The 20,708-nt window shown below is 32.8% G+C and carries 18 protein-coding genes; 14 read left to right on the top strand and 4 right to left on the bottom strand.

The features are described 5' to 3' along the window. Positions 1 to 18 precede the first annotated feature (18 nt). The 4 genes from gap (at position 19) to KHA90_RS09670 (ending at position 2,969) form a co-directional block, all read left to right on the top strand. Complete coding sequence (gene gap / locus KHA90_RS09685) at positions 19 to 1,023, top strand: type I glyceraldehyde-3-phosphate dehydrogenase (protein WP_213298502.1); 1,005 nt, start codon at positions 19 to 21, stop codon at positions 1,021 to 1,023. 129 nt (positions 1,024 to 1,152) lie between these two features. Next, entirely contained in the window at positions 1,153 to 2,004 is an 852-nt protein-coding gene (locus tag KHA90_RS09680) for an N-acetylglucosamine kinase (RefSeq protein ID WP_213298499.1), read from the top strand. 12 nt (positions 2,005 to 2,016) lie between these two features. Then, positions 2,017 to 2,391 (top strand): methylglyoxal synthase, encoded by a 375-nt coding sequence (locus KHA90_RS09675; RefSeq protein WP_213298496.1) that lies wholly within the window; start codon positions 2,017 to 2,019, stop codon positions 2,389 to 2,391. 191 nt (positions 2,392 to 2,582) lie between these two features. Continuing rightward, the gene (locus KHA90_RS09670; RefSeq protein WP_213298493.1) at positions 2,583 to 2,969 is read left to right on the top strand and encodes a methylglyoxal synthase; all 387 of its coding nucleotides are present in this window, start codon (positions 2,583 to 2,585) and stop codon (positions 2,967 to 2,969) included. On the opposite strand, the gene KHA90_RS09665 is transcribed toward KHA90_RS09670, so the two are convergent. Beyond that, a complete protein-coding gene (locus KHA90_RS09665; protein WP_213298490.1) occupies positions 2,950 to 3,330 on the bottom strand; it encodes a RidA family protein in 381 nt (126 codons plus the stop codon). The two genes, KHA90_RS09670 and KHA90_RS09665, sit on opposite strands and share 20 nt — an antisense overlap. A gap of 125 nt (positions 3,331 to 3,455) precedes the next feature. Beyond that, entirely contained in the window at positions 3,456 to 6,176 is a 2,721-nt protein-coding gene (locus KHA90_RS09660) for a putative LPS assembly protein LptD (protein ID WP_379785327.1), read from the bottom strand. Between the two features lie 82 nt (positions 6,177 to 6,258). On the opposite strand from KHA90_RS09660, the gene KHA90_RS09655 reads away from it, so the two are divergent. The 7 genes from KHA90_RS09655 to KHA90_RS09625 all read left to right on the top strand — a co-directional run bounded on the left by KHA90_RS09655 (position 6,259) and on the right by KHA90_RS09625 (position 13,925). After that, positions 6,259 to 7,386: an N-acetylmuramoyl-L-alanine amidase family protein gene (locus KHA90_RS09655; RefSeq protein ID WP_213298484.1), complete on the top strand. Its 1,128-nt coding sequence runs from the start codon at positions 6,259 to 6,261 to the stop codon at positions 7,384 to 7,386. A 50-nt stretch (positions 7,387 to 7,436) separates the two neighbouring features. After that, the gene (locus KHA90_RS09650) at positions 7,437 to 8,405 is read left to right on the top strand and encodes an MlaD family protein (RefSeq protein WP_213298481.1); all 969 of its coding nucleotides are present in this window, start codon (positions 7,437 to 7,439) and stop codon (positions 8,403 to 8,405) included. 13 nt (positions 8,406 to 8,418) lie between these two features. Beyond that, complete coding sequence (locus tag KHA90_RS09645) at positions 8,419 to 9,750, top strand: (Fe-S)-binding protein (protein WP_213298478.1); 1,332 nt, start codon at positions 8,419 to 8,421, stop codon at positions 9,748 to 9,750. 279 nt (positions 9,751 to 10,029) lie between these two features. Then, a complete protein-coding gene (locus tag KHA90_RS09640) occupies positions 10,030 to 10,821 on the top strand; it encodes a (Fe-S)-binding protein (protein ID WP_213298474.1) in 792 nt (263 codons plus the stop codon). Positions 10,822 to 10,941: 120 nt separating this feature from the next. Next, positions 10,942 to 11,424: an ABC transporter ATPase gene (locus KHA90_RS09635; protein WP_083692817.1), complete on the top strand. Its 483-nt coding sequence runs from the start codon at positions 10,942 to 10,944 to the stop codon at positions 11,422 to 11,424. A gap of 912 nt (positions 11,425 to 12,336) precedes the next feature. Continuing rightward, positions 12,337 to 13,473: an N-acetyl-alpha-D-glucosaminyl L-malate synthase BshA gene (bshA, locus tag KHA90_RS09630; RefSeq protein WP_213298471.1), complete on the top strand. Its 1,137-nt coding sequence runs from the start codon at positions 12,337 to 12,339 to the stop codon at positions 13,471 to 13,473. A 23-nt stretch (positions 13,474 to 13,496) separates the two neighbouring features. Further along, a complete protein-coding gene (locus KHA90_RS09625; RefSeq protein WP_213298469.1) occupies positions 13,497 to 13,925 on the top strand; it encodes a protease complex subunit PrcB family protein in 429 nt (142 codons plus the stop codon). Between the two features lie 315 nt (positions 13,926 to 14,240). On the opposite strand, the gene KHA90_RS09620 is transcribed toward KHA90_RS09625, so the two are convergent. Next, positions 14,241 to 14,738, bottom strand: coding sequence for a hypothetical protein (locus KHA90_RS09620; RefSeq protein ID WP_213298466.1), 498 nt, complete (start codon positions 14,736 to 14,738; stop codon positions 14,241 to 14,243). Positions 14,739 to 14,884: 146 nt separating this feature from the next. Beyond that, positions 14,885 to 15,709: a UDP-2,3-diacylglucosamine diphosphatase gene (locus KHA90_RS09615; RefSeq protein ID WP_213298463.1), complete on the bottom strand. Its 825-nt coding sequence runs from the start codon at positions 15,707 to 15,709 to the stop codon at positions 14,885 to 14,887. A gap of 188 nt (positions 15,710 to 15,897) precedes the next feature. On the opposite strand from KHA90_RS09615, the gene aroC reads away from it, so the two are divergent. The 3 genes from aroC to KHA90_RS09600 all read left to right on the top strand — a co-directional run bounded on the left by aroC (position 15,898) and on the right by KHA90_RS09600 (position 20,647). Continuing rightward, positions 15,898 to 16,956, top strand: coding sequence for a chorismate synthase (aroC, locus tag KHA90_RS09610; RefSeq protein WP_029273121.1), 1,059 nt, complete (start codon positions 15,898 to 15,900; stop codon positions 16,954 to 16,956). Positions 16,957 to 17,011: 55 nt separating this feature from the next. Then, a complete protein-coding gene (locus KHA90_RS09605) occupies positions 17,012 to 18,310 on the top strand; it encodes a dicarboxylate/amino acid:cation symporter (protein WP_213298460.1) in 1,299 nt (432 codons plus the stop codon). 219 nt (positions 18,311 to 18,529) lie between these two features. Then, positions 18,530 to 20,647, top strand: coding sequence for a response regulator (locus tag KHA90_RS09600; protein ID WP_244860285.1), 2,118 nt, complete (start codon positions 18,530 to 18,532; stop codon positions 20,645 to 20,647). Positions 20,648 to 20,708: the final 61 nt, after the last annotated feature.

Here is a 20,708-nt window from a genome sequence, read left to right as displayed (position 1 = left end):
GCAAAAAAATTAAGTAAAATGTCAAAAGTAAAATTAGGAATAAACGGATTTGGACGTATCGGAAGAATCGTTTTTAGAGAATCTTTCAACAGAGATAATGTAGAAGTTGTTGCAATCAATGACTTGTTAGATGTAGATCACTTAGCTTATTTATTAAAATATGATTCAGTTCACGGTCGTTTCAACGGAACTGTAGAAGTTAAAGAAGGAAAACTTTACGTAAACGGAAGAAATATCCGTATTACTGCTGAAAGAAATCCAGCTGACTTAAAATGGAACGAAGTTGATGTTGATGTAGTTGCAGAATGTACTGGTATCTTCACAACTATCGAAACTGCAAATGAGCACATAAAAGGTGGTGCTAAAAAAGTAATTATTTCTGCACCGTCTGCAGATGCTCCAATGTTTGTAATGGGTGTAAACCACGAAACTGCAAAAGCTACAGATTTAGTAGTTTCTAACGCTTCTTGTACTACAAACTGTTTAGCGCCTTTAGCTAAAGTTATCCACGATAACTTCGGAATTGAAGAAGCTTTAATGACAACTGTACACGCTACAACTTCAACTCAAATGACAGCTGATGGTCCTTCAAGAAAAGACTGGAGAGGTGGACGTGCTGCAAGCATCAACATCATCCCATCTTCTACAGGAGCTGCAAAAGCTGTTGGAAAAGTAATCCCATCTTTGAATGGAAAATTAACTGGAATGTCTTTCCGTGTTCCTACTGCTGACGTTTCTGTAGTAGATTTAACTGTAAAAGTGGCAAAAGAAACTACTTACGAGGAAATTCTTGCTGTCTTGAAAACGGCTTCTGAAACTACAATGAAAGGTATCTTAGGATATACTGAAGATGCTGTTGTTTCTCAAGATTTTATTTCTGATAAAAGAACTTCAATCGTTGATGCAACTGCTGGAATTGGATTAAACTCTACTTTCTTCAAATTTGTATCTTGGTACGATAATGAGTACGGATATTCTTCTAAATTAATTGATTTATCTGTGCATATTGCAGGTTTGAAATAATAGTATATATATTTGCAAAATCCCGTTATCTCAAAATAACGGGATTTTCTTATTTTGTTACGTCTTTAATTAATGTAAAAAATACACTTTTTATTTAGTTAAAGAAAACTAATCCAAAAACTAAATAAAATGAAATTAATAGTTGATAGTGGATCTACTAAAGCCGATTGGATTGCAATTGATGATAATGGAAAAGTATTATTCACGACACAAACTTTAGGATTAAATCCTGAAATTCTTGACGCTCCGGATATTCTTGAACGATTGAACGACCGTTTTGATATCTTACAAAATAAAAAAAATGCCACACATTTGTTCTTCTACGGAGCAGGTTGTGGAACTGACAGAATGAAAACAGCGCTTTCGCAAATATTTCAGGAATATTTCGTGAATGCTATTGTTGAAGTTCACGAAGATACGTACGCAGCAGTTTATGCAACTACTCCAAAAGGAGAAGAAGCTATTGTAAGCATCCTGGGAACCGGTTCTAATTGTAGTTATTTTGATGGAAAAGTATTGCATCAAAAAGTACAGTCATTAGGATACATTGTTATGGATGACTGTAGTGGAAATGTGTTTGGAAAAGAATTAATCAGAAAATATTATTTCAATAAAATGCCTAAAGAACTGGCAGTTGAATTTGAAAAAGAATATGATTTAGATCCTGATTTTATCAAGAATAAGTTATATAAAGAACCAAATCCGAATGCTTATTTAGCCACTTTCGCTAAGTTTTTAATCAAACATAAAGACACTGAGTTTTGCAGAAAAATCATCTTTAAAGGGATGAAATCTTTCGTGAAAAACTATATCAAGCAGTTTGATAATTGCAAAGAAGTTCCAGTTCATTTTGTAGGTTCTATTGCTTTTTATCTGAAAGATGAATTACAGGAAACATTTGATAAATACGAACTTCAATTAGGAAATGTTTTAAGAAGACCTATTGACGGATTGATTGCTTATCATGTTGCTAATCAATAAATAAAAGTAAATATGGAAATTGCTATTATTGCTCACGATGGTAAAAAGGCAGATATGGTTCAGTTTTTAAACAAAAACAAAACCTTATTGCTTCAGGAAAATATTAGGCTGATTGCAACAGGAACCACCGGAAGTAAAGCAGTAAATGCCGGATTTAAAGTAAAAAGAATGCTTTCAGGACCAATGGGAGGTGATGCGCAAATTGCTGCGCGTGTAGCCGAAGGTAAAACACAAATGGTTTTCTTTTTTAAAGATCCACTTGCAAGCCATGCCCACGAAGTCGATATTAATATGCTTATTCGTGTTTGTGACGTACACAATGTACCTTTAGCAACAAACGAAGCTTCGGCTCAGTTATTACTAAATGCTGTCGCATTGCAATTATAGATTTTCACATTTTTAAATATATTAAGAACCGTTTCATTATTGAAACGGTTTTTTATTGCTTATTAATTTACTATAAAAATAGAATTGAAGTGGTTTTATTGTTGTATTGGTAAATATTTGATTTTGATTTACTTGTAATTATATTCTTTCATTTTTTAATGTAAATTTGATGTAATATTTATCGCTGAATCATGAAAAAACAAACTTTAATTGCAATTATTGCTCATGATAATAAAAAAGCAGATATGATTCAGTTTTTAATCAAAAACGGAATCACGCTTCAACATGATAAAGTAAAACTTATTGCAACAGGAATACTAGGAAGAAATGCGGAAAAATCCGGATTTAAAGTAAAAAAGATGCTTCCGTGTTCTATGGGTGGCGATGCTCAGATTGCTTCAAAAGTAGCAGAAGGAAAAATTAATATCGTCTTTATGTTCACAGATCCTTTAGTAACAAACGCTCATGAAGTTGATATTAAAATGCTCGTCAGGATATGTGATGTTCATAATGTGCCGCTGGCTACAAATGAGGCAACGGCACAATTATTTTTAAACGCTATTGTACAGCGATTATAGAAATTTCAACGTTTACGTTTTTAGGCAAGCAGGCAACCTGAACAGTTTCACGTGCAGGAGCGGTTTTTTCGTCAAAATAAGAACCGTAAATAGTGTTTATTGCTCCAAAATTATTCATGTCCATAATAAAAATGGTTGCTTTTACAACATTTTCAAAAGTCATATTTGCAGCTTCTAAAATGGCAGCAATGTTTTGCATTACCTGAGTAGTTTCATCATTGATATTATCTGTAATAAGTTCTCCCGAAGCTGGATTTATAGCAATCTGACCAGAAGCATAAAGCGTATTTCCTGATAGTACAGCCTGGTTATATGGACCAATAGGAGCTGGTGCTTTGTCTGTAAAAATGATTTTTTTCATAATAATAGTGATTTGAAATATTAACTTTAAGCATTATAATTTAATAGAAATCATGAAATTAAGATTAAATCTGGAAAATCTAATTCCATAATAACGATAAAAAATTAAAGGTTTAAATGATGTTTTTATCGGTTTGAAGTGCTTCGTTTATTCCATTTAATGTCACTAAGCATTCCGGATTTGATCCCAATAAAGAAATTCCAGTTAGAGTTAACACCAAGTGGAGTCCAGTTAAAAGCCATTCTCCAGCTTAATAAATCTCTTTCAAAACGGAATTGAGTAAACGTAACACCTTTTTGCACAAAATCATAACCGGTAGAAACCCCGCCTTTCCATTTTGGCGTAATGTCCATATTTGCCGATACCATAATAGAGTTTCCTGTGATCTTATTTTCCCGGTTTACATTCGAATATGTTAATGAATAAGCCATTGTCATATCCCATGGAATTTTAGAATTAAAAAATTCTGTAATCACATCCTCTTTATCCTCGTCTTTTTCGTTTGCAAACTGACTGTTCCTGCTGTCATTTAAATCCGTATTTGTTCCAAATAAATCATCTTTACGACCACCATTCCGTTCACTCTGTTTATTTTCTTCCTTTCCGCCTTTATTGGAGAATGAATAATTTAAAGTCATATTAGCACTAGTCATTCTAAATAAACTTCCGCCATTGTCAATATTATAAGTGTTAATTCTGGCTCCGCCATTATCAATCGCGTATGGATCTAATGTTGCGCCAAAATTCACATTCATCTTATTATCAAAAAGCTGAGTTCCACCACTTACAAGAACTGGTTGCCACGCTAAAGTTTCTTTTCCGTCAGCATCAAAATTATAACTTGTGCTGAAGTTTAAATTGTTCAGCAGCATGATCTTTTTAGGTTCTGTTTTTGTGCTGTCCCTGTCTCTTACTTTAGCTTCAAAAGTGTTGCTTAAAGCAAATGATACAATATTTGAATTACTTTTTCCGGGAGCACCAAAAATACCACCGTCAAATCGTGAATAATTAGAAATTCTTCCGGAAGCATCAACCGTATAATTGTTGTAATATTGGTCAAAACTAGGCGTATATGAATACGTAATTGTGGGTCTCATGACGTGACGAATCGACTGGATTCTTTTATCATCTCCAAAGTTAAAAGTACCATAAATAGTAGTTCCTAAATTCGTACTGAAATTATAAGTTCTGTATGCGTCAAATCCATTTACGGTCTTGTCAACAACCTTACTTTGATCTATATCATAATTTCGGTCAATAGTTTTTGTAACCCAGGTTTCCTGAAAGTTTGTGGATGCTCCCGCACTAAAATATTTAAATATTTTAAAATTCGTACTAATAGGGATACTGTGTTGCATACCTATTTGTGCATCTTTAAACATTTGTGGCTTAAAAAATAATGAATCGGTTGTGGTGAAATTATTTTTTCCGCTTAAATTATATTGTAAGTTGATATTTTTTATGAAACCTTTTTTAACGCCATCTTTCCCTACAAACGGGTATACACGATCCACACTCGCTTGCAAAGCCGGCAAAGTCATTTGAATTTGCTCTGTCTGCGTATTTTGTGAATGTGTCGCGGTTAATGAAAAACGCGCCTGTGGAATGGTGTTAAAAGTTTTATTATAGGAGATAGACGAATTTAAAGTATTATTTAAATTCGATCCCACGTTTGCCTGATTAATAGATCGTTTAAAGTATTTACTACTACCCATGTTGACAGAAGCAGAAAAACTTGAATTAGGATTTGATTTTGTATCTTTTGAATGTGACCACTGAATATTATAAATCTTTTCTTTACTATAATCAGGATAACCGCGTTCACTGTTAATAAGATTTTCGTAACGAATATTAATGTTTCCCCTATACTTGTACCTTGTTGCATATGCTGATTCAAATCGCATGGCGTAACTACCATTTGTGTAATAATCTCCTAAAACCGTTAAGTCATAATTGTCGCTTAAAGCGAAATAATAACCTCCGTTCTGTAATGAAAAACCTCTGGTATTCGAGTCGTTGTAACTAGGTATTATAATTCCTGAAATACTTTTTTCCTTAGTCATTGGGAAAAAGGCAAAAGGCAATATTAATGGAGTAGGTACATCTGCAATAACCATTTGAGTGGTACCCACAACAACTTTTTTATTAGGAACAAATTTTACTTTGTTTGTTCTGAAATAATATTCGGGATCGTCAATATCTTTTGCAGTGGTAAAACGCGCGTCTTTTAAAAAGTAAACAGAATCATTTTCTTTTTTAGTAACCGCGGCTTTGATTTTAAATTCGCCTTGTTCCGTTCTTGAATTGTAAATTAATGCTTTTTTAGTTTTAAAATTAAATCGGATAGAATCCGGCTGAACTTCACTCGCCCCTTGTTTAAAATTTGGATATTGTGTTAAAACTCCTGCCGAATCTCTTATACGTCCTGCATAAACTTCATCTTTTTCCAGATTTAATACAATGATTCCGGATTTTAATTCGACATCTTTATAGTATAATTCCGCTTCATTATATAAAGTCAGCGTTCTTGCTTTCTTGTCATATTTAGCATAATCCTTAGCTTTATACTTCGTAACAGCATCTAAAAAATTCTTTTTAGGCTTAACGGTATCTAACTTTATGGTATCAAGAATTGGAGCCGGCGCTTTATCTGCAACAGTAATTTTAGGTTTATCTGTTTGTTTTGCAGCAGGTAACGGCTTTTTTTTGTTTTTTATCTCTTGCGAATATAAATTACCACATCCTAATGATAGGAAAAATGATAATAAAACGATATTAAATAAGTTTGTATGCAAAGGTTTAAATGCTATTTTTGTATAATTATGGCTTGTTTTTTGACATGTCAAACTTACATATAATTTTTTGTCAAAAATAATCAATTGTAAAAATTATAGGTGTTACGTTTTATTAAAATTAACTTTTAGATTTATGAATATATTTAACAAAATTAAAGTAATATTTACTTTTTTTCTAACGATATTGTCTTTTTGTGCCTATAGCCAGTCAAATGTTTTTAAGGTAACACTGGATGCCGGACACGGTGATCATGACTTTGGAGCTGTTTATAGCGGACGGATCGAAAAAAATATTGCTTTGGCTATTGTTTTAAAAGTTGGTAAAATTTTAGAAGCCACCCCAAATATCAATGTTATCTACACTCGTAAAACAGATGTTTTTATTGATTTGGTCGAAAGAGCCAATATTGCGAACAGAGCAAATTCTAATATTTTTGTTTCAATTCACTGTAACGCAAACAAAAATACGGCTGCTGACGGAACTGAAACCTACGTAATGGGTTTAAGTAAAGTAGCATCGAATCTTGAAGCTGCGAAAAAAGAGAACTCGGTAATTACATTAGAGAAAGATTATAAACGTAAATATGAAGGTTACGATCCTAATTCGCCTGAATCAATGATTGGAATGACTTTGATGCAGGAAGAATATTTAGATAATAGTATCTCACTGGCAAGCAAAGTGGAAGATAATTTTGAAAAACTTGGAAAAAAATTAAGACAAGGCGGAGTAAAGCAAGCTCCTTTTATGGTACTTCATAAAGCGTATATGCCGAGAGTTTTAATTGAAACCGGATTTGTTTCCAATCCTACCGAAGGAAATATTTTAAATTCTGAAGAAGGGCAAGACGATATCGCAAAAGCTATTGCCGAAGCTATTATTAGTTATAAAAAAGAGTATTTTGGTTCAGGAGCTTCAGAAGTGCCAGATGCAAGACCAGCAAAAGACACCTCTACTCCGGTAAAAGCAAAGGTGGTAGAAAGTGCTGCAGCGGCTAAAAATGCTCCAAAAGGAATCTTCTTCAAAGTTCAGCTTATTGCCAGTATTAAAAAAACACCACTCGAACCTAAAAACTTTAAAGGCCTGAAAAATGTAACAATGTTGTATGAAAACAATATTTACAAATATTTCTATCAGGAAACTTCCAATTATGAAACTGCTAAAAAATATTTGGAAGAAGCTAAAAATAAAGGATATGGAGCTGCTTTTCTAATTGCAAATAAAGATGGAGAGAAAATCAATATTCAAGACGCTATTAAATAATAGCTTTTAGTTCGAATATTTATATTAATTTTGTACAAACACTTAGAATTTTGAAACTAACAAGAGAAATTAAAACGGCTATATTAGTCATTGCGTCTATTTTATTATTTATTTGGGGCTATAGCTTTTTAAAAGGCAAGGACCTTTTTACAAATTATAAAACATTATATGTTGAATATAATAATGTTGAGGATTTGTCACAATCTGCACCTGTAACTATAAATGGTCTTACAGTAGGTAAAGTGACTAAAATCACAATTAATGAAGTAACTGGTAAATTATTAGTTGAACTTCAGTTAAAAACAGATTTTCCAATCTCAAAAACAAGTAAAGCATCTTTATATTCTCCAAGTTTAATTGGCGGAAAACAGATTAAGATTTTACCTAATCTGGAAGATAAAGATCCTGCTGTTGACGGGCAGACTCTTGAATCTGCCGTAGAATTAGGATTAACAGAATCTCTTGGAGGTAAAATTGAGCCAATTCAGCAAAAATTAGATCTAATGCTTCTTAACATTAATACGCTGGTTGCCGGCTTAAATAATGTTTTGGACAAGCAAGGACAGGAAAATCTAAAAAAATCATTAGCAGAATTAAGCCAGACAATGGAGCAATTTCACAGAGCTTCAGGAAGTTTAAACTCTATTTTAGATACTAATAAAGGTCAAATTAATGGAGTTGTGACAAACTTTAATAAAATGTCAAGCAATTTCAATAAAATATCGGACTCTTTAAACAAAGCTGATTTAGGTAAAACAGTCAGAAACCTGAACAAAACTTTGGCTAAAGTAGATGGTATTATGAGCAACTTAAACTCAGGAAAAGGTACTGCGGGTAAATTATTAAACGATGATGCCTTGTACAATAACCTTTCTAAAACTTCAAAAGAGCTGGAGTTATTATTACAGGATGTTCGCCTTTATCCAACGCGTTATGTAAATGTTTCTCTTTTCGGAAAGAAAAATAAACCATACGTTGCACCGGCAGAAGATGCAAGTTCAACTACTGACAAAAAATAATTAATATTATAGAATGAGTTATTTAGACAATATTTTATTCGCTATACTTCTGATAGCTGGTTTTGGTTTTTTTGCGACGAGTGTAAAAAAAATTATCCGAAACATTAATTTAGGAGTCGATGTAGATCGAAAAGACAATCCAAAGGCACGTTGGGCAAATATGGCTTTGATTGCGCTTGGACAATCTAAAATGGTGAAACGTCCCGTAGCGGGCGTATTACATATTGTCGTTTACCTGGGTTTTATAATCATAAATATTGAATTACTTGAAATCATCATTGATGGTTTATTTGGTACACACAGAATTTTTGCGCCTTATTTGGGCGTAGTTTACGATATTTTAATTGCTTCATTTGAAATATTGGCACTTTTGGTTCTGGTAGCTGTTTCAGTTTTTTGGATCAGAAGAAATATTATACGATTAAAACGTTTTATTAATCCTGATTTAAAAGGTTTTCCTAAAAGTGATGCAAATTACATCTTGTATTTTGAGATGGTTTTAATGACATTGTTTTTACTGATGAATGCAGCTGATTTTCATTTGCAAAACGTTCCTGGTAAAGTCTTTCATACGGCAGGAAGTTTTCCTGTAAGTCAGTTTATTGCACCAATATTTAACGGAATGTCGAATGAATTGGTCGTAATATTGTTTGAAGTATTCTGGTGGTTGCACATTGCAGGTATTTTAGTTTTTATGAACTATTTGTACTTCTCTAAACATTTACATATTCTTTTAGCTTTCCCAAATACCTATTTTGCAAACTTAAACCCGCAAGGGAAGTTTGATAATTTAGCATCGGTAACACAAGAGGTAAAATTAATGATGGATCCAAATGCAGATCCATTTGCAGCGGCTCCGGTTGATGCAAATGCTGCACCGGCTAAATTTGGAGCAAGTGATGTTCAGGATTTAAACTGGGTTCAATTGCTAAATGCTTACACTTGTACAGAATGTGGTCGTTGTACATCAGCATGTCCGGCAAATCAAACAGGTAAAAAATTGTCTCCTCGTAAAATTATGATGGATACAAGAGATCGTTTGCAGGAAGTAGGGAAAAACATTGATGCTAATAAAGGTGTTTTTGTTCCTGATAATAAGACATTATTAAACGATTATATTACTCCCGAAGAATTATGGGCATGTACTTCATGTAATGCTTGTGTTGAAGAATGTCCCGTAAATATTAGTCCATTATCAATTATTATGGACATGCGTCGTTATTTAGTGATGGAACAAAGTGCTGCTCCAATGTCACTAAATGCAATGATGACAAATATTGAAAATAATGGAGCACCTTGGCAATACAATCAGCAAGACAGATTGAATTGGAAAAATGAGAATTAAGATAGTTTAATTGGCTGTTTGTTTAATCGTTTATTCGTGTGTTTCAATACCGATTGAACAATAATATGGTTTAACTGGTTATTTGTTTAACCGTTTGTCCGATTGTAAAAAATAAAAAGTTCGGTTTTTTAAATTATTGGTCTTATTAGTTGTTTTCAATACCGATTAACCAAATAAAGAATTAACCGATTTAACAATAAAATTACGGTTTAGAAAAAAAGGTTCTTCATGAGAGCGATTAACCAAATAAACAATTAACCGATTTAACAACAAAAGAAGATGTCAGAAAGTTTAGTAGTACCAACAATGGCAGAAATGCTGGCCGAAGGAAAACAACCAGAAGTTTTGTTTTGGGTGGGTTGTGCGGGAAGTTTTGATGATAGAGCAAAAAAAATTACAAAAGCATTTGTGCGAATATTAAATCGTACTAATGTTTCTTTTGCAGTTCTTGGTACAGAAGAGAGTTGTACCGGAGATCCTGCAAAACGCGCCGGAAATGAATTTTTGTTTCAAATGCAGGCCATGATGAATATCGAGGTTTTAAATGCATATGAAGCTAAAAAAATCGTAACCGCTTGTCCGCATTGTTTTAATACTTTAAAAAATGAATATCCTGAATTAGGAGGTCAGTATGATGTAATTCACCATACTGAATTTTTGAAGTCATTAATTGATGATGGAAGATTAACCGTTGAAGGAGGTCAGTTTAAAGGAAAAAAAATAACTTTTCACGATCCATGCTATTTAGGAAGAGCCAATAAAGTATATGAAGCGCCAAGAGATTTAATTCAGAAACTAGATGTTGAATTAGTCGAAATGAAACGCTCAAAAGCAAATGGTTTATGCTGTGGAGCAGGTGGAGCACAAATGTTTAAAGATGCTGAACCGGGAAACAAAGAAGTAAATGTATTGCGTACAGAAGATGCACTTGAAGTTCAACCGGATATTATTGCAGCGGGTTGTCCGTTTTGTAATACAATGCTAACCGATGGAATTAAACATCAGGAAAAAGAAGGACAAGTGAAGGTGATGGATATTGCTGAGTTAATTGCTAATGCGCAGGATCTTTAATCTGAGGTTCAAAAGTTACAAAGGTTCAAAGTTACAAAGGTTCAGAGGTACAGAGGTACAGAGGTTGAAACCTAAACTCTTCCAAATCTAAAATCAACAATCTAAAATCAACAATTAAAAATGTATATACCTTTTGAAGATTTACCTGGTGAGTCCAAAATTTGGATTTATCAATCAAACAGAAAATTTTCTGAGGAAGAATTTTCTGAAATAGAAACTGACCTGAAAGCTTTTGTTGAAGGTTGGGCAGCCCACGGAACAAGTTTAGAAGCTTCGTACGAACTTAAATACAACCGATTCATTATTTTGGCTGTAAATCAGGATGTGCAAGCAGCTACAGGATGTTCCATAGATAGTTCGGTGGAATTTATTCAGAGTTTAGAGAAAAAATATAACGTTGATTTGTTAGATAAAATGAACGTTACTTTTAAACTTGGTGAACATATCGCTCACAAGCCATTAATTGATTTTAAGAAAATGGTTAAGGATAAATCGGTTTCGGAGAATACGATTGTTTTTAATAATCTTGTAAATAATATCGAAGAATACAACGAATCCTGGGAAGTTCCTGCTGCCGATAGCTGGCACAGCAGATTTTTCTAAGAGAAATTCATATAATATCAAAGGCGCAAAATTTAGATTTTGCGCTTTTTTTGTTTTTACCTATTTAACCCTATAGGTTTTTAAAACCTGTAGGGTTTACTTTTTTCAGCATACTTGTCGTTGCGAGGAACGAGGCAATCTTATTGCTAGATGTAACATTATTTTGAGTTAAGATTATAGGATTATGTGTAGTCCCTACGCGACAATTATCATCGGAGCGTTATATTTTTTTCTACCGACATTTAACCTCTACGAGGTATATTTTGATAGAATTGAATTTGATACAAATGATTTGATGCAAATGAATTTTGGACAATTTTCAAAACACTTAAATATACACAAACTATACTCCGTTAGGAGTTATATGTTGGTAGAAAAAAAAGCGACCGAACCCAAATGTTCTGTAGGGACTACACAGAAACTATAGAATAACTTAATGTGGTTGCTTCGTTTCTCGCAATGACAGCTTTGTCGAAAACTTTTGCGAAAGACCTTTGTTAAAGTTTTTTACTTTGACAAAGGTTATTGAAGAGGGGGTCTTTTGAAAACAAAAACCTCTAATTTAGCCCCGATGGGAGTGATATCCTTTTATGGTGGGGTTCACCATAAAAGATATAACGGACAGCGGGTGGAATGTTTATTTTGAAAATAAATTTTCTGCTACTGATAAAAAATTATGAATTATTAGTTATGAATTTTGAGTTGTTTTGTTTGCTGAACTTTTGGATCGCTCTGATTATAAATTAAATCCTGCATAAAAAAAATCTAAGAATCTGATAATCTAAAGATCAGATTTGGTCTGCGATCTAACAATCTAATAATCTGTAACATCTAATATTCACAAAAATCTAACAATGTAAATCTTCGATTAAATGCTATTTTTGAGTACTTTCGTAGTATTAAATTTAATACATGAAAATAGCAATAGTTTGTTATCCAACATTTGGCGGAAGTGGTGTAGTTGCTACAGAACTAGGCCTTGAATTAGCCAGACGCGGACACGAAATCCACTTTATTACTTATAGTCAGCCCGTTAGGTTGGCACTTTTGAATCCTAATGTTCATTATCACGAAGTAAACGTTCCTGAATATCCTCTTTTCCATTATCAGCCTTACGAATTGGCTTTGTCAAGCAAATTGGTTGATATGGTGAAATTGTATAAAATAGAAGTGCTGCATGTGCATTATGCAATTCCTCACGCGTATGCGGGTTACATGGCAAAGCAAATGCTTAAGAATGAAGGAATTAATCTTCCGATGATTACAACGCTTCACGGAACTGATATTACACTGGTAGGAAATCACCCGTTTTATAAACCTGCGGTGACTTTTAGTATCAATAAATCAGATTATGTGACATCGGTTTCTCAAAGTTTGAAAGATGATACTTTGAAATTGTTCAAAATCAAGAATAAAATCAGAGTGATTCCGAATTTTATTGAATTGGATAAAATGCGAAAAGATCCTCTGGCTCCTTGTCACCGTTCTGTAATGGCGAAGGAAAACGAACGTATTATCACGCATATCAGTAACTTTAGAAAGGTGAAACGTATTCCGGATATTATTAAGATTTTTTATAATATCCAAAAAGAAATGCCTGCCAAATTAATGATGGTTGGTGATGGTCCTGAAAAAGAAAAAGCAGAAGCTTTGTGCATGGAATTGGGAATTTATGAAAAGGTAATTTTCTTTGGAAATAGTAATGAAATTGATAAAATTTTATGTCTGACTGATTTATTTTTACTTCCGTCAGAAACAGAAAGTTTTGGTTTAGCTGCTTTAGAAGCAATGGCTTGTGGAGTTCCTGTGATTTCGAGTAATTCAGGAGGTTTACCGGAAGTTAATTTTGATGGATTTTCAGGATATTTGAGTGATGTGGGAAATGTAGATGAAATGGCTGCAAATGCTATTAAAATTCTTAAAGACGACACTATTTTAAAACAATTTAAAGCAAATGCTTTAGAAGTAGCTAAAAAGTTCGATATCATAAATATACTGCCTAAATATGAAGCTTTATATCAAAGAGCAATTGACGATTATAGAGAGTAAAAACTTAATTTAAAATATAGTAGATGAAAAAAGCAATTCTGGTTTTAATAGTTTTTGTTTTGGTTTCTTGTGGCGCAAAAAAAACTTCAGGTTCAGGTTCGAAAATTTTATATGAAGTTTTAACGGAACAATCTGATGGTGGCGGTAATATAAAGTTTTTTGAAATTTTAACGGAACCTAACGAAATCAAAATGCTGGAAAATGATCCGCTTTTGAAAGATAAAATGAAACAGGATGATATTAGTAATTCAAATTACATTATCCTGAATATGGGAGAAAAAAGTACTGGAGGTTATTCTATTAGCGTTGAAAAAGTCGAAGAAACAGACAAAAATATTATTATCACAGTAAAAGAAAATGGTCCTGCGCCGGATGCAATGACAATGCAGGTCATTACATATCCTTACACGGTTGTGAAAATACATTCTAAAAAGGAGATTATTATCAAATAACAGTTTTAATCGCAAGGGGCACAAAGTTTTTTTTATATAAATTGCTCAGAAAAGACAAAGTTCGCAAAGCTAAATCAATACAAAGCTTTGCGAACTTTGTGTTTTTTAGACATACAATTGGTAAAATATTAGTGTGCTTTGCGGTAAAAAAAAAACTTGCTACTTCAATACTCCGCTCAGCCTGACATAGCATTTGCTTGGCTTGACATTAGTGTAGCTTTGTTTACATTTCGACTTCGCTCAATGTTACAAACAAAAAAAATCCTGTCGCTTTAAACGACAGGATTTCTTTTACAATTATTTTTTAGTTTTAATTTAGAATCTAAATTTAACTCCTAAACCTACGTCAAATCCAAAGTTATCATCATCATAATATCCTGATCCAACTTCTGGTCTTGCATCTAACGATAATGTTATTGGTGCTTCGCTAAATCTATATTCTATACCGATATCTCCAGCAGCAAACACGTATGTTCCGCTGTCGTTAAATTTATTGTTGTTTGCATAGTAGTCATGATCCCAGGCAGCAATACCACCACCTACACCAGCGTACCAGTTAAAACCTCCATCAATGTTCCAAACCCATTGGTAAAGAGCAACAGCTTTAATAGCATCTACATCACTACTGTTTCTAAAGCCTAAATCAAATTCAAGTCTGTTTTTTTGATTTAATCCTAATTGATATGATACTTCACCACCAAAACCGTTATTGTCTCCTAAACGCAAACCTAAAGCGTTTTTTGAAATTTCTTGTGATTGAGCCGTAAACGCTAATCCTAATAGCATAATGGCAGATAAAATAATTCTTTTCATAAAAATGGTTATTAATTTTTTTCAAATGTACATTGGTGTACAAAGTCATAACGTATACTATTTTTGAAAATTGTTATATAATTCACATTTAGGCTGTGGTTAAAGTATAACATGCATTATCATACTCAAATGAATAAAGAAAGAAATTATTTTTTTAGGATTATTGAAGAGATTAGTTGTGAAGTTAAGATATCTTCCATTTCAAAAAGATTTTCTTCTTCAGTAAAATTGCTTTCGGCGTAAGAGTATAATTTCCAGCGTTTTTTATGGTATTCCAATGCTGTTAAATTTTCAACCCAATCACCGGAATTTAGGTATAATGTAGATCCGTATTTGTTTTCTATATTGATTATTTTTGGTTCATGGATATGTCCGCAAATTACATAATCGTATTTTTTTTCGATGGCTAAATCAGTTGCAGTAGTTTCAAAATCCGAAATAAATTTAACTGCTTTTTTTACGCTTGCTTTTATTTTTTTAGAAAATGAATACGGTTCACGTCCTAATTTTGCCAGACACCAATTTGCAAATCGGTTGCTTAAAATCAAATAATCATAGCCTAATCCGCCTAGTTTTGCAATCCATTTTGAATGCTGAACCGAAGCGTCAAAAACGTCTCCGTGAAAAATCCATGCTTTTTTATCGTCTAATTCTAAAACTAATTTATCGACCAAAGAAAAATTCCCCATGTTCATGTCGCTAAACTTTCTAAGAATTTCATCGTGATTTCCAGTGATATAATACACTTTTGTGCCTTTAGAAGCCATCCCGATAATACGCTGAATGACTCTTAAATGTGCCTTTGGAAAATATGATTTTCTAAATTGCCAGGCATCAATAATATCGCCGTTTAAGACTAATGTTTTGGGTTTAATACTTGATAAATAGTTGTTTAGTTCTTTAGCGTGACTTCCGTAAGTTCCTAAATGGACATCTGAAAGAATGACCAATTCAACATTTCGTTTTTTCAATTTTTCTTTTTTTGAAGTTCCACAAATAAAAGAAACTTCAAGTCGATTTGTTTTATCAAAAGGTTATCAATTTGGCTACAATTTTAATAAATTGTGATTTTTAAAGGGCGCAACCTTTATTTAATAATACTAATGTAAAATTTTTTAATTTAATTCATAAAACTTACATTTGCTCAAAACAAATTACAATGGCAGGAAATAGCTACGGCACCCTATATAAAGTTACAACATTTGGAGAATCTCATGGTGAAGCTTTAGGCGGAATTATAGATGGTTGTCCATCAGGAATTGAACTTGATTTAGAAGCAATTGAAGTTGAAATGTCTCGCAGAAAACCAGGGCAATCAGCAATTGTAACGCAACGTAAAGAACCGGATGCAGTTCAGTTTTTATCCGGAATTTTTGAGGGAAAAACTACAGGAACTCCAATAGGTTTTATTATCCCGAATACCAATCAAAAATCAGACGATTACTCGCATATAAAAGACAATTACAGACCAAGTCATGCCGATTATGTGTACGACCAAAAATATGGTTTTCGTGATTACCGCGGTGGCGGAAGAAGTTCTGCCAGAGAAACTGCGAGCAGAGTAGTAGCAGGAGCAATTGCAAAGCAAATGTTACCTGAAATTAAAATTAATGCATACGTTTCATCTGTTGGTCCAATTCATTTAGATACACCTTATCAGGATTTGGATTTTTCTAAAATAGAAAGTAATCCTGTTCGTTGTCCTGACGAAAAATCAGCAGCAATTATGGAAGAATATATACGTGATATCCGTAAACAGGGAGATACTGTTGGCGGAGTTGTATCGTGTGTGATCCAGAATGTTCCTGTTGGTTTAGGAGAGCCGGTTTTTGATAAATTACACGCCGAATTAGGAAAAGCAATGCTTTCTATAAACGCAGTAAAAGGTTTTGAATACGGAAGCGGATTTTCTGGTTCTGAAATGAAAGGAAGCGAACATAACGATTTATACAATCCTGATGGAACGACAAAAACGAATCTTTCAGGCGGAATCCAGGGCGGAATCAGTAACGGAATGGACATTTATTTCAGAGTGGCTTTTAAACCCGTTGCAACGATTATGCAAACTCAGGATTCATTAGATAATAAAGGAAACATTACACCCATGACCGGAAAAGGACGTCATGATCCATGTGTGGTTCCGCGTGCTGTGCCTATTGTTGAGGCAATGGCGGCAATTGTTTTGGCTGATTTTTACTTAATCAACAAAACATATTAATAAAAATTAAGACAGTGAGGGTCTTAGTATTTTAATTCTAAAACAAAACAAATTAATGCAAGTTACAGAAACCAAAAAAAAATCATTTCTTTCAGGATTAACAGGGCAAATTATAATTGCAATGGTGCTTGGAGCAACTTTAGGAATTATATTGCACAATTCGGTTTCGCAAGAAGCAGCGGTATCTTTTAGTAATAAAATAAAAATGCTTGCAACCATTTTTATCAGATTGGTACAAATGATTATTTCTCCTTTAGTATTCACCACATTAGTAGTGGGAATTGCAAAATTAGGAGATATTAAAACCGTAGGAAGAATTGGTGGTAAGGCACTTGGATGGTTTTTTACAGCTTCGTTTATATCCTTATTAATTGGTTTATTTTATGTCAATGTTTTAGAACCGGGAGTTGGTTTGAAATTGGAACATGTTGATATGGCAGCGGCATCTGAAGTTACAGCTAAAACAACCACATTATCATTTGAGAATTTTGTTGAACACATTGTTCCTAAAAGTATTTTTGAGGCAATGGCAACCAATGAGATTTTACAAATTGTGGTATTCTCTATCTTTTTTGGGTTAGCGGCTGCATCATTAGGATCTACTGTAAAACCGGTTATAAATGCATTGGATAAAGTATCGCATATTGTTTTAAAAATGGTTAATTATGTAATGAACTTCGCTCCAATTGGAGTTTTTGGAGCTATTGCGGGAGTATTTGCCATTAGAGATGCAGAAGAATTAGTAATTACATATTTCAAATTCTTCGGATCATTTTTAATAGGGATAAGTACCTTGTGGTTTGTGTTAATTACAGTTGGATATATTTTCCTTAAAGGAAGAATGACTGAGTTATTAAAACGTATTATTGGACCATTAGCAATTGCTTTTGGAACAACAAGCAGTGAAGCTGTTTTTCCTAAATTAACAGAAGAATTAGAAGAATTTGGCGTAAAAAATAAAATTGTATCGTTCATGTTGCCTCTTGGTTATTCGTTTAATCTTGACGGAAGTATGATGTACATGACTTTTGCCAGTATTTTTATTGCTCAGTTTTATGGCGTTCACCTGGATTTAGGAACGCAAATGGTCATGTTATTGGTTTTAATGTTAACCAGTAAAGGAATTGCCGGAGTACCAAGAGCAAGTTTAGTTGTTGTAGCGGCAACTTGCGGAATGTTTAAAATTCCGATTGAGGGAATTGCTTTGATTTTACCAATTGACCACTTTTGTGACATGTTCAGGAGTGCTACAAATGTATTAGGAAATGCATTGGCAACTTCTGTAGTTGGGCAATGGGAAAATGATAACGATTTAGATACTCTTCCTGAAACTAAAGATATTGCTTCTGAATAATTAGAATATGCTATATTTTTCAGATTAAAAAGTTCAAATTCTGAGTAAAATTTAAATAAAGTAAGTAAAGCCGTATTTTTATATGAAATACGGCTTTTTTTTATTTTTAAACGTATATTTGATGAAATTAGCCGATTTATGCCCCAAATGCGGATTTTTTTACTGTTACTTTTTTTACTGAATTGTTTTGCCAATTCGGCAATTGCGCAATCTGAAAATATGACAGATGAGAAAATTGCTGCGATGATAAAAATGGCATGGAATGATTATAAAGAATCTAACTTCGAAAAATCATTAATTACTTCACGCAAAGCTCTAAATCTTGCTACAGCTTCAAAAAATGATTTTTTAATTGCTAAATCATATAAAATTATTGCAGGAAATTATAGTGAATTATCAGAATTTGATAAAGCCATTTTTTTTTACAATAGAGGTTTATTCTACGCAAACCGAACAAATAATGATTCTATAAAATACAGTCTCCATAATAATCTGGGCAATATTTATTGTTTCGAAAAAAAACAATTTGACAAAGGAATTGATTACTATAAAAAATCAATTGCTTATAGTTTAAAAATGAATCAAATGAACCAGGTTTATTTTACAAACGTAAATTTAGCATGGGCATATTTTGATATCGGGCAATATAAAGCAGGGTATTCTTTTTTGAAATTTGTTAACAGTAGCAGGAAAAAGTACGGCGATGAGTCAACGGAGATTGTTGTCAATATGCTTAACGGAATGTATTTGAGTTCTATAAATGAATATGATGCGGCAAATGCATTTTTTATAAAAGCCATTGAACAAGGAAAAAACACCGGTGAAAAATCAGATTTGTCATATGCTCATTTAGAATATTCTAAGTTTCTCAAGAAATTTAAAAAATATAAAGAAGCTTATGATAATCTCGAATCTTATAATAAAATTACCGAAGAATTATACAATCAGGAAAAGCTTAAGAAAGCTTCTATCGCAGGATTTAATCTTGAATTAGATGAATATAAAAGGCAAATTGATAAAATCGAAAGTGAAAAAGATTCCCAATTTCAAAGTCTGAAAAAATCCAGAATTATTGTCATTTTGTTTGTTCTGATTTCGCTGATTCTTCTTTTTCTGATTATCACTTTAGTTAAAAATATCAGATTTAAGAAAAAACACAATTTAGAGCTTTTAGAAGCAAAAGAAATTGCTGAAGAAGCCTCTTTGCTCAAAACGCAATTTATTTCGACTATAAGCCACGAATTGCGTACTCCATTGTACGGTGTTGTTGGTATTACTAATATGCTGCTTGAAGAACATAAAGAATTATCCCGAAGCCTGCATTTGAGTTCTTTAAAATTTTCGGCCAGATATTTATTATCGCTGGTAAATGATATTTTACAAATTAATAAAATCGAGGAAAATAAAGTCGTATTAGAGAATTTGACATTTAATATTTCAGATGAAATTACGATGATCAAGAATTCTCTTTCTTTTTTATGTCAAAAAAACAAGAATGAAATATCGGTCTCTATCGACGCTGATATTCCGGAATATTTGATTGGAGACAAACTACGACTGGCTCAAATTTTAATGAATTTAGTAAGTAATGGCTTGAAATTTACTAAAAACGGTGAAGTTGAAATTGTTGTAAAATTGAATAAAATAGAAGGGAAAATATATTTTCTGGATTTTCTGGTCAAAGATAACGGGGTTGGAATAGCAACTGTAGATCAGGGTAAAATCTTTGAAAAATTCGTTCAGGTAGGTCGTAAAGATGAGGATTATCAAGGAACGGGATTGGGATTAAGTATTGTGAAAAGATTGTTAGGGCTTTTTGGGAGCACTATTTCTTTAGAAAGTAATATTGGTGAAGGAACTTCATTTAAATTCGTTATTCCTTTTGAGCATGATCCTCAAAAGACAAAGAATATTATAAACGAAATTGAGGTTGATTTAACGTCGAGTGAAGTTTATAAAATTTTGATAGTCGAGGATAATCTGATCAACCAATTAGTGACAAAGAAAATTATCGAAAAAAATAATTATAGCTGTAAAGTAGTTGATGATGGTTTTGCTGCTTTGGCAATATTGGAGCAGGAAGAGTTTGATCTTATTTTAATGGATATCAATATGCCGTTAATGAACGGATTTGAAACCACAAAAAGAATTCGTTTAAAAGATGTAAAAACACCTATTGTTGCGTTGACTGCGTTTGATAAGGATGAGATAACAGATGAAGCAATTTCATCCGGAATAAATGATATTATCATCAAACCGTTTGAACCTGTTAAGTTGTTTAAAATTATAAGTTACTTAATACACGAATCAAAAAACGAATTAAGTATAAAAAAATAAAAAACGAATTTCACAAATTGCCACTAATTTAATTATTAAATATTGTGCAATTTGTAAAATT

It is taken from the genome of Flavobacterium psychroterrae, from assembly GCF_018380615.1.
Taxonomy (GTDB): Bacteria; Bacteroidota; Bacteroidia; order Flavobacteriales; family Flavobacteriaceae; genus Flavobacterium; species Flavobacterium psychroterrae.
The sequence above is the reverse complement of the archived record's forward strand: the minus strand, read 5'-3'. Positions and strand labels throughout refer to the sequence as shown.

Bases quoted from the DNA above. Each gene is read 5' to 3' on its own strand.
- gap (WP_213298502.1), top strand. From the start codon at position 19: ATGTCAAAAGTAAAATTAGGAATAAACGGATTTGGACGTATCGGAAGA.
- KHA90_RS09680 (WP_213298499.1), top strand. From the start codon at position 1,153: ATGAAATTAATAGTTGATAGTGGATCTACTAAAGCCGATTGGATTGCA.
- KHA90_RS09675 (WP_213298496.1), top strand. From the start codon at position 2,017: ATGGAAATTGCTATTATTGCTCACGATGGTAAAAAGGCAGATATGGTT.
- KHA90_RS09670 (WP_213298493.1), top strand. From the start codon at position 2,583: ATGAAAAAACAAACTTTAATTGCAATTATTGCTCATGATAATAAAAAA.
- KHA90_RS09665 (WP_213298490.1), bottom strand. From the start codon at position 3,330: ATGAAAAAAATCATTTTTACAGACAAAGCACCAGCTCCTATTGGTCCA.
- KHA90_RS09655 (WP_213298484.1), top strand. From the start codon at position 6,259: ATGAATATATTTAACAAAATTAAAGTAATATTTACTTTTTTTCTAACG.
- KHA90_RS09645 (WP_213298478.1), top strand. From the start codon at position 8,419: ATGAGTTATTTAGACAATATTTTATTCGCTATACTTCTGATAGCTGGT.
- KHA90_RS09640 (WP_213298474.1), top strand. From the start codon at position 10,030: ATGTCAGAAAGTTTAGTAGTACCAACAATGGCAGAAATGCTGGCCGAA.
- KHA90_RS09635 (WP_083692817.1), top strand. From the start codon at position 10,942: ATGTATATACCTTTTGAAGATTTACCTGGTGAGTCCAAAATTTGGATT.
- bshA (WP_213298471.1), top strand. From the start codon at position 12,337: ATGAAAATAGCAATAGTTTGTTATCCAACATTTGGCGGAAGTGGTGTA.
- KHA90_RS09625 (WP_213298469.1), top strand. From the start codon at position 13,497: ATGAAAAAAGCAATTCTGGTTTTAATAGTTTTTGTTTTGGTTTCTTGT.
- KHA90_RS09620 (WP_213298466.1), bottom strand. From the start codon at position 14,738: ATGAAAAGAATTATTTTATCTGCCATTATGCTATTAGGATTAGCGTTT.
- aroC (WP_029273121.1), top strand. From the start codon at position 15,898: ATGGCAGGAAATAGCTACGGCACCCTATATAAAGTTACAACATTTGGA.
- KHA90_RS09605 (WP_213298460.1), top strand. From the start codon at position 17,012: ATGCAAGTTACAGAAACCAAAAAAAAATCATTTCTTTCAGGATTAACA.
- KHA90_RS09600 (WP_244860285.1), top strand. From the start codon at position 18,530: ATGACAGATGAGAAAATTGCTGCGATGATAAAAATGGCATGGAATGAT.